Raw genomic sequence first — 12951 nt, forward strand, 5'->3', positions numbered from 1 at the left:
TTGACCCAAAAGGGGGCAGGGCAACCGCGTTTCGTCAAAAGACGCCGGAAATTCACGGTCAGGGAGGACAAGGAACGTCGCACGAGAGAGTGTGCGCCACGTCACAGCGCTACAGCGCAGCACAGCCCCCACCTGGACACTCAAGCCAGGTGTGACGACCAGAACCCGCAGACGAACCTCAGGGGTGGTGGACGGCGCGGGACCACCCGACAGCGCCGGAACGGCGTGGGAGAGCGACGCCGAGCTGTGGCGGCGCGCCGCGCACGAGCCGACCGAGGCCGCGCGCGCCGCGTTCACGGCGCTGTTCGAGCGGCACGCCGAGGCCGTGTGGAACCACGCGCACCGGCTCACCGCCTCGTGGACGGCGGCCGACGACCTGCTCTCGCAGGTCTTCCTCGCCGCCTGGCGCTCGCGCGCCAAGGTGGTGCTGACCCGCGACTCCGCGCTGCCCTGGCTGTACACCGTGACCGCGAACCTGGTGCGCACCGAGCACCGCTCCGGCTCGCGGCTGCGCCAGGTGCTGCGCCTGGTCGGACCGCCCGCGCCCCAGCACGACCACGCCGAGCGGGTGGCCGACGCGGGCGCCGCCGAGGACCGGCTGCGCCGGGTGGTGGCCGCGGTCGACCGGCTGCCCCGCTCCGAGCGCGAGATCGCCCGGTTGTGCCTGCTCGGCGGGGTGGGCACGGCCGACGCCGCGCAGCTGCTGCGCATCACCGAGGCGAGCGTGCGCTCCCGCGTCGCCCGCGCCCGCGCCCGTCTGCGCGACCTGACCGAGGAGGACGACCGTGGCTGAGCACGGGACCGAGCACGACGCCGAGTTCGCCCCGCCGGAGCGGCGGCTGCCCGACGCGACGCGCGACGCGGCGCTGCTGCGGTTGCGCGAGGGCATGGCGGAATCGCCGCGCCGGGTGCCTGCGGCTGCGGCCGTGGTGGGTGCGCTCGCGCTGGTCGGCGCGGGACTCGCGGGGGCCTTGGTCGGTGAACTGCGCACCGACCTCGGGACGGCCGGCTCCAGCGAGCCGCCGTCCCCGGTCCAGGAGTTGCTGATGCCGGACAACACCAAGCACTACCGGGTGGAGACGGGGCCGTCGAGCGATGAACCCGTTTGTCGCCCGGAAGGGGAAGGGATTCCCCCGGTCGAGGGGTGGACGAGGCTGGTCACCGGGCAGCACCTCGGGGTCGTGGTGACCGTCTACGACACGCCCGCCGGGGTGCTGTTCTGCGAGCGCACGCCGAGGTCGACCAGCTGGACCGGACCGGTCGCCGATCCGGGCGAGCTGGCGGTCGCGTTCACCACCGCCAACGGCACGATCGCCGGGTTCACCGACGCCGACGAGCGGCCGTTCGGGCTGTTCGACGGGCAGCGGTCGGCCTACCCGGCGCGGGCGGGGCGGATCTTCCTGGCGCCCGCCGAGTTCCGTCCGGGGAGCGGGCTGGTGGCCCAGTACGAGGTGCGCGACTCGGCGGAGCTCCAGGTCGAGCAGCCGCTGACGCCCCCGGCCGTGGCGGAGCGGCGGCTGCTGGCGGACGCGGGCACGGGCACGGGCGCGCCGTGGACCTGCCGGAACGGGCGGGCGCCGCTCGTGGACCCGGAGTTCTGGATGGCCGGGCCGGACGTGCCGGTGCGCGCGGGCGAGTCGGTGCAGGTCGCCCGGATGGGCGACCTGCTCGCGGTGTGCGCGCCGGACGACGCGCCCCTCACGCACGAGCCGCTGGTGGAGGAGCAGAACCCCGGCCCTGGGCGGGTGCACGGTGGCGGGCTGGTCGGGGTGACGGTGTTCCACAGCTTCACCTCCGAGCTGAACCCGGAGTCCGGGCTGGTGCAGACCTCGTCCACGTCGCGGGCGCTGGCGGGGCTCGTGCTGGACGGGCGGGTGACGAGCGTGGAGCTGGTGACGCCGAACGCGCCTCCGGTCTCGGGTGTGCTGGAGGGCGGGTCGTTCGTGCTGGTGAGCGAGCTGCTGGCGGTGGACGAGCGGGGCGCGTCGAGCGCGGAGCTGGTCACGCGCGACGCGGACGGGCGGGAGGTCGGGCGCGTGGCGGTGCCGCCGATGTAGTTCCGCGCGGCGCTCAGCGGGAGGCGGGCGGCCAGGCGGTCCGGTCGAGGGCGGTCCCGATCGTCTGGCTGCCGGTGAGGCGGGGGGGTAGCCAGGCGCGGTGGCGGGGTCCGGCTCGTGCGCCGCTCGGCGTCGGCCGGCTGCGCCTCGGTGCGCGGCGAGCAGGGGCGCGGGGGGCGGGGGCCAGGGGGCGGGCCGTCGGGGAGGCGGCTCCGGAAGCGCCACACGCCTTCGGACAGCACGAGCTGCCAGGTCTCGCGCACGCCGGGGTGGTCGAGCACCAGCGAGCGCACGAGCCGGGTGGCGGGCTTCGCGGCGCATTCGTCCACAGTGGACAGAACAGGTCGGGAAAGCCCGCCCCCGCACCCCGGAGCGCTAGGCCGGGAACGCGGCGTCCTTCCGCGAGGTCAACCAGTTCGTCCAGTCGAGCACGTCCTGGAGCGCCTGCGGTCCACCGATGCGGGCGGCGGCCAGGCGGGGTGGCAGGGTGTCGGCGGCGCGCAGTCGGGCCCACTGGGCGGCGCTCAGGGTCAGCGCCCGGACGTCCAGCTCCCCCAACGACTCCACGTCGACCACGTCGGCTCCCGAGAGGTCCAGGAACAGCAGTTCCGGCAGCGCGGGCAGGTCCGCCACCCGGACCGGCAGGCCGCGCAGGGACAGGTCCCACAGCGCGGGATGACCCGCCAGGACGGCCAGGTCGGCCTCCGGGGCGTCCACGGTCAGCGACGCCACGTGCTCCGGCACCCACAGGCGGACCGGGCCCGCGCAGCGGACGACGTGCAACTCGCGCAGGTTCGGCAGGGCGCGCAGCGGGGTCAGGTCCAGTTCGGGCGCGTCGTTGAGGTAGAGGCCCTGGATCAGCTCGGGGTGGGGCAGGGCGGCGACGCGGGTCGCCAGGTCGCCTCCCGGCTTGCCGAACCACCAGTGCTCCGGCGACCGGTTGTACGGGTAGCTCATCTCCTCGCCCCGGCGGTGGGTCTCGACGGTGGTGGTCAGCAGGGCGGTCGCGGACTCGGCGATCAGCTCGACGCCGTCCGATCCCCGGCCGTGCGAGAGGAGCTGGCCGTGGTGGCCGAGCGGGCCGGGATCGAGGTCGACCGCGCACTCGTGGCCGCCGCTGTCGGACGCGATCACGACCCACCAGTCGTCGCGCGTCAGCGTGCGGACCGCGCCCAGCGGTTCCGGCTCCGGGAGGACGTGGTCGTCGAACAGGTACTCCTGGATGTAGTCCCAGCAGCCGGGTTCACCCCACAGGTATCCCTCGACGGTCCGCTCCAGGGGGTGCAGCGCGTAGTTGCCGAGGATTCCGGGGGCGTTCGGGTCGCTGCCGATGACCAGGTGGAGGGCGCGGACGTCGTCGGGCAGGCGCAGGCCCATCCGCTGCTCCGCGGCGACCAGGTCCGCCTCGGTGCGCGGTTCGCCGAAGACCGCGTCCTCACCGGTCATCGCGCGGTGGCAGGCGGCGGCCTCGGCCACCAGCCCCCGGATCCGCTCCAGCACCTCGGGATCGGTGGGGCGGGGATCGGGGGCAGCGGCCGGAGGCCTGGGCATCCCCGGCGCGGGGTTGCCCACGGGGCGGAAAGCGGGGTCCAGGACGAAGATCGGGGGGACGCCGGGGGACGGCACGAAGGTGTGGCTGAACACCCAGCCGCCCGCGCCGTCCAGGACGACCCGGAGGAGCAGCCACCGCTTCTCGCCACGGGGGCGCAGCGCGGTCTCCAGCGCCTGCGCCAGCTCGCGGTGGTCGGGCGCGAACGCCAGGCCGGGCCGCGCGGGGCGGTGGGAGAGGTTCCCGCTCGCGAGCAGCACCTGCCAGGTCCCGGACACGTCGGGGAAGTCGCGGACCAGCGCGCGCACCAGCCCGGCGGACGGCTCCTCGCTGCGTTCAGCCATGCCGGGCAGTGTCCCCCCGGCCCGCGACGAGCGCAGCGGCTCAGGCCGGTGGCGGCGCGGTGCTCTCGCGGTGCACCAGCCACGTCGGCACCAGGCTCGTGCCGACCTCCTGCGGCTCGTGCCTGACCTGGCGCAGGACCCGTTCCACGCAGCGCCTGCCCACCTCGGTGAAGTCCTGGTGCACCGTGGTCAGCGGCGGGATGTAGGAGGTCGCGTCGGGGAGGTCGTCGAAGCCGACGATGCTCACGTCGCGCGGCACCACCTTGCCCTTGGCGTGGAACGCCCGCAGCAGGCCCAGCGCCATCTGGTCGTTCGCGGCGAACACCGCCGTGCAGCCGGGTTCGTCGGCCAGTTCGAGGCCGATCCGGTAGCCCGACTCCGCCGACCAGTCGCCCCTGCGCAGCGGCGGCACCGGCAGGCCCGCCTCCTCCAAGGTCTCGCGCCACGTCTGCGCCCGGCGCTCCGCCGCGAAGGACTCCTCGGGGCCCGCGACGTGCCAGACGGTGCGGTGGCCCAGGTCGATCAGGTGTCTGGTGGCCAGTCCGGCGCCGTGCGCCTGGTCGGTGTCGACCACGTTGTAGCGGTCGCCGCCGTTCGAGTCCACGACGATCACCTGCACGCCCGGCGGCAGGGTCACGGTCGCGGCGTCGAGCAGGTGCACTTCCATGATCACGATGACCGCGTCGACGGCCAGCTCGTCGAGCCTGGTGAACGCGCCCAGCACGCCGTCCTGGGTGGGCACCGCGACCGGGATGAGCGTGATCGCGTAGCCCTCGGCGGCCGAGTGCGCGACGATCGCCTCCAGGGTGCGGCTGTTGCCGACCGTGGCCAGGGTGAACAGGATGACGCCGATGGTGCGGAACTCGCCGTACTTCAGCGCCCGCGCGGCGCTGTTGGGGCGGTAGCCCAGTTCCCGCATGGCGGTGAGGACCTGCTCGCGGGTGCTGCCGACGACGCTCGCGTGGCCGTTCGCGACGCGGGAGACGGTCTGCGCGGACACCCCCGCGAGCCTGGCGACGTCGGCCATGGAGACGCGGCGGCGCGCTCCCGGCTCCAGCGGGGTCCTGCGGTTCGCACTCACGCCTGCTCCTCCCCAGGGTCGGCACTGACCCGCGCGGCACCGCGCCCGGTCCTCCCCCGTTCCGACGCGTGACATCGTTGTCGGTTCCCGAGTTCGGTCGAAACCGGGGCGGGTTTGGGAAGCCCCGCGCACCGAGGGGCGGTGCGCGGGGCGGTCCGTCACGCCTCCGTGTGGCCCAGTTCGGGGCCCGACCTGAAGTGCGCGACGGTGGTCGCTGCGGTGGCCGTCTCCAGCACCGCCAACTCGTTGCCACCGGCGCGGAGCACCGGCGCGGGCACGTACAGCGTGCGCTGCGGCCCCAGGGACCAGTAGCGGCCGAGGCAGAACCCGTTGACCCAGGCGATCCCCTTGCCCCAGTCCAGGGTGTCGAGGAACAGGTCGGCGGGCTCGTCCAGGTCGAACCGGGCGCGCCGCAGCACCGGGCCCGCGCCGCCGTCCGGCGTGGGGGCCGCGTCGGGCGGGGTGTCCAGCGCGATCGGCAGGACGTCCCAGCCGGTCAGCGGCTTCCCGTTCAGGGTCGCGCCGCCGATGACGCCCTTGGCCTCGCCGAGGCGCGGGCCGTAGTTGACCCGGCCCATGTCCTCGACCAGCAGCACCAGCTCGCCGCTGGCCTTGTCCAGGCCGAGGGCGCGCTCGTGGTTCTGCCGCAGCAGGGTTCCGACCGGCTGGCCGTCCAGGAACACCGACACGCGGTCGCGGACCTCGCCCAGCACCAGCGTCGCGGGCACGTCGCTGTCCACGGTGGTCCGGTAGAGGGCCATGCGGGGCATGGACTCCAGCTCGTCCAGCTCGGGCAGCGCCTCGTGCCGCTCCCAGGTCCCCCACGACTCGGGGGCCTTGAGGGCGTACGCGCCCGCGTCCAGCTCGACGCTGAACTCCGGCGCGGGCTTCGCGGGCGGCGGCACCTCGTCGGGGACGGGCGCGTAGCGGGCGATGACCTCGCGGAACGCGTGGTACTTCGCCGTCGGGTTGCCCGCCTCGTCGAGCGGGGCGTCGTAGTCGTACGAGGTGATCGTCGGCTGGTAGACGCCCTTGTCGTTGGCGCCGCTGGTGAGGCCGAAGTTGGTGCCGCCGTGGAACATGTAGACGTTCACCGACGCGCCCGCCGCGAGCAGCGCGTCCAGCTCGGCGGCGCTGTCCTCGGCGGAGGTGGTGTGGTGCCGGTCGCCCCAGTGGTCGAACCAGCCGTCCCAGAACTCCGAGCACATCAGCGGCCCGGTGGGCTGGTGGCGGCGCAGGGTCTCCAGGCGCTCGGCGGCGCGCGAGCCGAAGGAACCGGTGCGGTGCAGGCAGTCCAGGCTGCCCTGCGACAGCATCTCGTCGGTCGGCTGGTCCACGGTCGTCAGCGGCACGGTGATGCCGCACTCGCGGGTCAGGTCGACCAGGTGGCGCAGGTAGAACTTGTCGGAGCCGTAGGCGCCGTACTCGTTCTCGATCTGCACCAGCACGACCGGGCCGCCGCGGTCGATCTGCAGCGGGGTGACCACGTCGTAGACGCGGCGCAGGTACGCGCTGACGGCGCCCAGGTAGCGGGGCTCGCTGCGGCGCACGCCGACCTCGGGGTCGCGGTAGAGCCACGCGGGCAGGCCGCCGTTGTCCCACTCGGCGCAGATGTACGGGCCGGGGCGGACGATCGCGTGCATCCCGGCGTCCGCGACCAGGCGCAGGAAGCGCTCCAGGTCGAGCATCCCGGTGAAGTCGTAGGCGCCCTCGACCGGCTCGTGGAGGTTCCACGGCGTGTAGGTCTCGATGGTGTTCAGGCCCATGAGGCGGGCCTTCTCGATCCGGTCGGCCCACAGGTCGGGGTGGACGCGGAAGTAGTGGAGGGCGCCCGCGAGGACGCGGTGCGGCTCGCCGTCGAGCAGGAAGTCGTGCTCCCCGATGGTGAACTCAGCCATGGTCGGTCACCACGAGCACGGACCAGGACAGCGGGGACAGGGTGGCGGACAGTGTCGTTCCTTCCTCGGACGCCGTCGCGGTCGCGCCGTCCAGCGCGGTGGGTGCGACTGGCTGGGAGTGCTCGGTGTTGGCGGTGTGCCGGTCGCCGCCGGGCGGGATCGTCACGGTGCGGGCGTCGGTCAGCCGCAGAGCGGCTCCGCGCAGCCGCACCGACACCTCGACGGGCTCGGTGGTGGAGCGGTTGACCAGGAACACCGCGCCCTGACCGGTCTCGGCGTCGTACGTCGCCGAGGCGTCGACCTGGTCGACGGGGCCGTGCAGGGCGGTGTCGATGCGCGGGCTGCCGTCGACGGCGAGCTTGAGGCTCGTGCCGGTCGCGTGCGCCGCGGTGAGGCTGAAGGGGTGGAACGTGGTCTGCCGCCACGCCGGGCCGCCGGGCTCGCTGCGGATGGGCGCGATGACGTTGACCAGCTGCGCCAGGTTCGCCATGGAGACCCGGTCCACGTTGCGCAGCAAGGAGTTCAGGAGGGTGCCGACGACGACCGCGTCGGTGACGGTGTAGGTGTCCTCGATGACGCGCGGGTGGTGCGCGGGCGGCTGGGCGCGCAGCGCGGGCTGCTCGACCTCGTTCCAGTGCCGCTGGTCCCAGGCGTTCCACTCGTCGACGCTGATGCCGATCTTCTTGTCCAGCCCCAGTTCCGCGAGGGCGCCGTCGATGATGGCGGCGGTGCGGCGCAGGTAGCGGTCGAAGGCGACCGAGCTGCCCAGGTAGCTGTCGGCGTCGCCGTCGAACTCCTGGTAGTAGGCGTGCACGGAGATGTGGTCGACCAGCGCGGCGGTGTGCGCGAGGACGGTGCGCTCCCACTCGCCGAAGGTGGGCATCTCCTCGTTGGAGGAACCGGCGACGACCAGCTCGACGCGCGGGTCGATCATGCGCATCAGGCGGGCGGTCTCGGCGGCGAGGCGGCCGTACTCGTCGGCGGTCTTGTGGCCGATCTGCCAGGGGCCGTCCATCTCGTTGCCCAGGCACCAGAGCGTGATGCCGAAGGGCTGCTCCGCGCCGTTGGCGCGGCGGCGGTCGCTGAGCGCGGTGCCGCCGGGGAGGTTGCAGTACTCCAGGACGTCGGCCGCTTCCTGGATCCCCCTGGTGCCGAGGTTGACCGCGTACATGGGCTCGACGTCGGCCTTGCGCGCCCAGTCCACGAACTCGTGCAGGCCGAAGGCGTTGCTCTCCAGCGTGTGCCACGCCGGGTCGAAGCGGGTGGGGCGGTCCTCGACCGGGCCGGTGCCGTCCTCCCAGCGGTAGCCGGAGACGAAGTTGCCGCCGGGGTAGCGGACCACGGTGGGGCCGAGCTCGCGGACCAGCTCCAGGACGTCCCCGCGCAGCCCCGACTCGTCGGACTCGGGGTGGCCGGGCTCGTGGACGCCGGTGTGCACCGCGCGTCCCATGTGCTCGACGAACGAGCCGAAGAGCCTGCGCGGCACCGCCCCGATGGCGTCGGTGACGTCCGCGTCGATGCTGACGACCATGTGGTCCGGTCTCCTGTCCTGGCGGGGTCCGTGGTGCTCGCGGGGAGGTCGGGACGCGGTCCCGACCTCCCCGCGTCAGCGGTGTCAGCCGGTGGTGACGGTGAAGCCCTGCTGGTTGCCGTACTCGACGATCGCGTTCTGCCACGAGGTCAGACCCGCGTTGAGGTCGGTGGCGTTGGCGTAGGCGCTGCCCGCGTTGTCGTTGAAGATGCTGTTGGCGTACAGCTGGAACGGCAGGTACTGCCAGCCCTTGACGACGTCCTTGCCCGCCTGCGACAGGACCTGGTTGATCTTCTGGCCGCCGAAGTACTCGGACTCGGCGTTCAGGAACGCGTCCGACTCGAGCTCCTTGGTGGTGGCCGGGAAGCCGCCGAACTCGATGAACTTGTCGATGCCGCCCTGCTCGTGGTTCAGCCAGCGCACGAAGCCCGCCGCGAGCGCGGGGTTGGCGCTCTGCTTGATGACGGACTGGCCGCCGCCGCCGTTCTCGGCGGTCGCGGGCTTGCCGTCGTAGGTCGGCATCGGGGCCACGGCCCACTTGCCCTTGCCGTCAGGCACGGAGGACTCCAGGATGCCGGGCATCCAGGCGCCGTTGATCATCGTGACGATGCTGCCGTTGCCGAGGCCCCGGTACCACTCGTCGGACCAGCCGGTGATGGTGGGCGCGGTGAGCTTCTTGGAGACCAGCTTGTTCCAGGTCTCGGTCCACTTCTTGGCGCCCTCGTCCTGCAGGTTCACCTTGACGTTGGTGCCGTCGACGGTGAACGGCTTGCCACCGGCCTGCCACACCATGCTGGTGGCGAAGCCCGCGTCACCGGAGTCGGCGGTGATGAACTTGGTGGGGTCCGCGGCGTTCAGCTTCTCGGCGGCGGCGACGTACTCGTCCCAGGTCTTGGGGACCTGGATCTGGTACTGGTCGAACACCTCCTTGTTGTAGAACATCGCCATGGGGCCCGAGTCCTGCGGCAGGCCGAACAGGCCGCCGCCGACCTTCACCGAGTTCCAGGTGGAGGCGGTGTAGTCCTTCTCGTAGTCGTTGAAGCCGAACTGCCCGAGGTCGAGCAGCGAGTCGGTCATCGCGAACTGCGGGAGGGCCTGGTACTCGACCTGGGCCACGTCGGGCGCGCCCGAACCGGCCTTGATCGCGTTCTGCAGCTTGGTGTACTGGTCCTTGTTGGTGCCCGCGTTGACGTAGTTCACCTTGACCTGCGGGTACTCCTTCATGAAGGCGTCGACCTGCGCCTGCGCCGAAGGGGTCCAGCTCCAGTAGGTGATCTCGCCACCGGCCTTCAGGGCGGCGTCGACGGCGTCAGCGGTGCCGGTCATGCCCGCGGGCTGGTTCCCGGCGGCGTCGTTGCCCGAGGAGCAGGCGGTGAGCGCGGTGGTGAGCGCGGCGGCCATCGCCACGGCCACCCGCGCGCGGCGGCTGGTGGTAGACATCGGGGGGTTGTCCTCTCGCTTCATTGGGAGACTCGGGTACCGCTCGGGGGTTACTGCTTGACGCTGCCCGCGCTCAGGCCGGACTGCCAGAACCTCTGCATGAAGAGGAAGGCCGCAACGAGGGGGATGATCGTGATCAGCGCGCCGGTGATCACGAGGTGCTGGACGGGCTGGGCGCCCGCGCCGACGGAGGCGGCGTTCCACTGGTTCAGACCAACGGTCAGCGGGTACCAGTCCGGCTCGCTGAGCATGATCAGGGGGAGGAAGTAGTTGTTCCAGGTCGCCACGACCGCGAACAGCGCGACCGTGACGATGCCGGGGGCGAGCAGGCGCAGCGTCACCGAGAAGAAGATGCGCACCTCGCTCGCGCCGTCCAGGCGGGCCGCCTCCATCAGCTCCTCCGGGATCGCGTCCACCGCGTAGGTCCAGATGAGGTAGAGGCCGAACGGGCTGACCAGGGACGGGATGATGATCGCCCAGGGGGTGTTGGTCAGGCCCAGCTCGCTGAACAGCAGGAAGGTCGGGACGGCGAGCGCGGTGCCGGGGATGGCGATCGCGCCGAGCACGATGGCGAACACCACCGAGCGACCGCGGAAGCGGTACTTGGCCAGGCCGTAGCCCGCGGCGGTGGACAGCAGCGTCGCGCCGCCCGCGCCGACCACCACGTACAGCAGGGTGTTTCCCAGCCAGCGCAGGAAGATCCCGTCGTTGTACGTGAAGGTCTGCTTGATGTTGTCGAACAGCGAGAACGAGTCGCCGAACCACAGGCCGGACGAGGTGTAGAGGTCCGGCTGGCTCTTCGTCGCGCTGATGATCAGCCAGGCCAGCGGCACCAGCGAGTACAGCACGAAGATCGCCATGACGCCGGTGAGCAGCACCGACTTGCGCTTGGGGTTCAACACGGTGGTCTCACGCTCCCTTGCGCGAGCCGCGCAGCTGCACGATCAGCGCGATCACGGTGGTGATGACGCCCATCAGGATGGCCACGGTGGCGGAGTAGTTGTACTGCTGGCCGTTGAAGGACAGGTTGTAGGCGTACATGTTCGGCGTGTAGTAGGTGCTGATCGCGTTGGGCGTCAACGGGCGCAGGATGTTGGGCTCGTTGAACAGCTGGAAGCTGCCGATGATCGAGAAGATCGTCGCGACCACGATGGAACCGCGCAGCGCCGGGAGCTTGACGCTCGTGATGGTGCGGAACGTGCCCGCGCCGTCGATCGCCGCAGCCTCGTACAGGTCCTTCGGGATGATCTTCAGCGCCGAGTAGAAGATCAGCATGTTGTAGCCGATGAACTCCCAGGTGACGATGTTGCCGATGGAGAACAGCACCCAGTCGCCGGAGAGCGGCACCAGCGTCTTGCTGCCGAGCAGGCCGTTGATGTCGGCGGCCAGGCCGAACGTGTCGCCGTAGATGTAGCCCCAGATGAGGGTGGCCACGACCGCGGGCACCGCGTACGGCAGGAAGATCACGATGCGGAAGAAGCCCGCCGCGTGCAGCCGGGCGCTGTCGATCGCCAGCGCCGCGACGAGCGCGAGCAGCAGCATGATCGGCACCTGCACGACCAGGAACACCGAGACCCTGGCGAACGACTCCCAGAACTTGGCGTCGCCGAGGACCTGGACGTAGTTGTCGAACCCGACGAAGGTGCTGCCGCCGAAGAAGGCCTGCTCGCGGAAGAGGCTCAGCCCGATCGCGTATCCGATCGGCGCGAGGAAGGCCAGTGCGAACACCAGCAGGAACGGCGCCACGAACACCCATCCGAAGCGGTGCGTGCGTCGCTGCTGCGAACGCGCTCGGCGTGCCGGCCGTACGACGGCCGGTACCGACGTGGACGTCATCGTCCCCCCGTTGGTCCGCCGCGAACCCTGAGGTCACGCGGGATGTTTACGCAAACATTTGCCGGGACCGTAACCCCTGGGCCGTCGCGTGTCCAGACACCGTTCTGAGACGTTCGGGCGCACCGGGTGCTCCGACCGGCCCCTCGCACGGGCGCGGCGCGCGGACCACGCGGAGCGGCGGCCCGTCAACGGCCGGCCATTCACGGTGGAATTTTCCGGTTGAACCGTTGATCGATTCAGCACGTACCCCCCTAACTTGTCCGAACCAATTAGGGGAACGCTCTCCGGCCTGCATCCCACCCTTATGTCGTGGATTACTGCCAAGATCGTTGACAATTCCTGCGGAGGTTCGTAGTTTTCGTCGCCGTAACCCGTCCCACTCGGGAGGAGCGCAGTGCGCACCAGATCCAGGAAGACGTTCCACCTCGCTCTCGCGGCGCTGGCCGCGGTGGCGGTGGTCGGCGTGGTGAACGCGGCGACGCCGTCGACCGCGCAGGCCGCGGGAAGCACTTTCCCGAGCGCCAAGGGAACGCCGCAGCCGGTGTCGAAGACCATCGAGGTCGGCAAGTCGCTCGACGGCGGGATGAAGCGCTACTACGGCAGCGGGAAGCTCGGGGGTGACAACCAGAAGGAGGGCCAGGACCCGTTGTTCGTGCTCTCCGACGGGGCCACGCTGTCGAACGTGGTGATCGGCTCCCCGGCCGCCGACGGCGTCCACTGCCTGGGAACTTGCACGCTGAACAACGTGTGGTGGGAGGACGTCGGCGAGGACGCGGCCACCCTCAAGGGGTCGAAGTCGTCGCAGAAGATGACCGTGAACGGCGGCGGGGCCCGCAAGGCCTCGGACAAGGTGTTCCAGCACAACGGGCCGGGCACGGTGCACATCAAGAACTTCCAGGTCGACGACTTCGGGAAGCTCTACCGCTCGTGCGGCAACTGCAAGACCCAGTACAAGCGGAACGTGATCATCGAGAACGTCACCGCTTACGCTCCGGGCAAGTCGATGGTGGGCATCAACACCAATTACGGCGACACCGCGAAGATCACGAAGCTGACCGTGGTCGGCGACTCGAAGAAGAAGCTCTCGGTGTGCGACAAGTACACCGGGACGACCAAGGGCGAGCCGAAGAAGACGGGCAGCGGGCCGGACGGCAAGCACTGCCAGTACTCGACCTCGGACGTGACCTACAAGTAGTTCCCGGCAAAGCGCCGGAC

At 71.3% G+C, this 12951-nt stretch carries 10 protein-coding genes; 3 read left to right on the forward strand and 7 right to left on the reverse strand.

Features of this window, described 5'->3' with window-relative positions:
• Positions 1-151 precede the first annotated feature (151 nt).
• Both LV78_RS01835 and LV78_RS01840 read left to right on the forward strand, forming a co-directional pair.
• Positions 152-793, forward strand: coding sequence for an RNA polymerase sigma factor (locus tag LV78_RS01835; RefSeq protein ID WP_253842803.1), 642 nt, complete (start codon positions 152-154; stop codon positions 791-793).
• Positions 786-2057 (forward strand): hypothetical protein, encoded by a 1272-nt coding sequence (locus LV78_RS01840; protein ID WP_253842805.1) that lies wholly within the window; start codon positions 786-788, stop codon positions 2055-2057. Before LV78_RS01835 ends, LV78_RS01840 begins: the two co-directional genes overlap by 8 nt.
• A gap of 375 nt (positions 2058-2432) precedes the next feature.
• Here LV78_RS01840 and LV78_RS01845 read toward each other — a convergent pair whose 3' ends face one another.
• The 7 genes from LV78_RS01845 to LV78_RS01875 all read right to left on the reverse strand — a co-directional run bounded on the left by LV78_RS01845 (position 2433) and on the right by LV78_RS01875 (position 11736).
• Entirely contained in the window at positions 2433-3950 is a 1518-nt protein-coding gene (locus tag LV78_RS01845; RefSeq protein ID WP_253842807.1) for an SMI1/KNR4 family protein, read from the reverse strand.
• Positions 3951-3990: 40 nt separating this feature from the next.
• A complete protein-coding gene (locus LV78_RS01850) occupies positions 3991-5031 on the reverse strand; it encodes a LacI family DNA-binding transcriptional regulator (protein ID WP_253842810.1) in 1041 nt (346 codons plus the stop codon).
• 158 nt (positions 5032-5189) lie between these two features.
• Positions 5190-6929 (reverse strand): glycoside hydrolase family 35 protein, encoded by a 1740-nt coding sequence (locus LV78_RS01855; RefSeq protein ID WP_253842811.1) that lies wholly within the window; start codon positions 6927-6929, stop codon positions 5190-5192.
• Positions 6922-8460 (reverse strand): alpha-N-arabinofuranosidase, encoded by a 1539-nt coding sequence (locus tag LV78_RS01860; protein ID WP_253842813.1) that lies wholly within the window; start codon positions 8458-8460, stop codon positions 6922-6924. Before LV78_RS01860 ends, LV78_RS01855 begins: the two co-directional genes overlap by 8 nt.
• A gap of 84 nt (positions 8461-8544) precedes the next feature.
• A complete protein-coding gene (locus tag LV78_RS01865; RefSeq protein WP_253842815.1) occupies positions 8545-9900 on the reverse strand; it encodes an ABC transporter substrate-binding protein in 1356 nt (451 codons plus the stop codon).
• A 50-nt stretch (positions 9901-9950) separates the two neighbouring features.
• A complete protein-coding gene (locus LV78_RS01870) occupies positions 9951-10760 on the reverse strand; it encodes a carbohydrate ABC transporter permease (RefSeq protein ID WP_253843225.1) in 810 nt (269 codons plus the stop codon).
• A 49-nt stretch (positions 10761-10809) separates the two neighbouring features.
• Complete coding sequence (locus LV78_RS01875) at positions 10810-11736, reverse strand: carbohydrate ABC transporter permease (RefSeq protein WP_253842816.1); 927 nt, start codon at positions 11734-11736, stop codon at positions 10810-10812.
• A gap of 394 nt (positions 11737-12130) precedes the next feature.
• Between LV78_RS01875 and LV78_RS01880 the strand changes: the two genes are divergently transcribed.
• Positions 12131-12931, forward strand: coding sequence for a pectate lyase (locus LV78_RS01880; protein ID WP_253842818.1), 801 nt, complete (start codon positions 12131-12133; stop codon positions 12929-12931).
• Positions 12932-12951 lie beyond the last annotated feature (20 nt).

It is taken from the genome of Actinosynnema pretiosum, from assembly GCF_024171695.1.
GTDB classification, from domain to species: Bacteria; Actinomycetota; Actinomycetes; order Mycobacteriales; family Pseudonocardiaceae; genus Actinosynnema; species Actinosynnema pretiosum.

Coding starts and splice junctions, on each gene's coding strand:
- LV78_RS01870 (WP_253843225.1), bottom strand. CDS start 10,760: ATGGCGATCTTCGTGCTGTACTCGCTGGTGCCGCTGGCCTGGCTGATC.
- LV78_RS01865 (WP_253842815.1), bottom strand. CDS start 9,900: ATGTCTACCACCAGCCGCCGCGCGCGGGTGGCCGTGGCGATGGCCGCC.
- LV78_RS01855 (WP_253842811.1), bottom strand. CDS start 6,929: ATGGCTGAGTTCACCATCGGGGAGCACGACTTCCTGCTCGACGGCGAG.
- LV78_RS01845 (WP_253842807.1), bottom strand. CDS start 3,950: ATGGCTGAACGCAGCGAGGAGCCGTCCGCCGGGCTGGTGCGCGCGCTG.
- LV78_RS01860 (WP_253842813.1), bottom strand. CDS start 8,460: ATGGTCGTCAGCATCGACGCGGACGTCACCGACGCCATCGGGGCGGTG.
- LV78_RS01875 (WP_253842816.1), bottom strand. CDS start 11,736: ATGACGTCCACGTCGGTACCGGCCGTCGTACGGCCGGCACGCCGAGCG.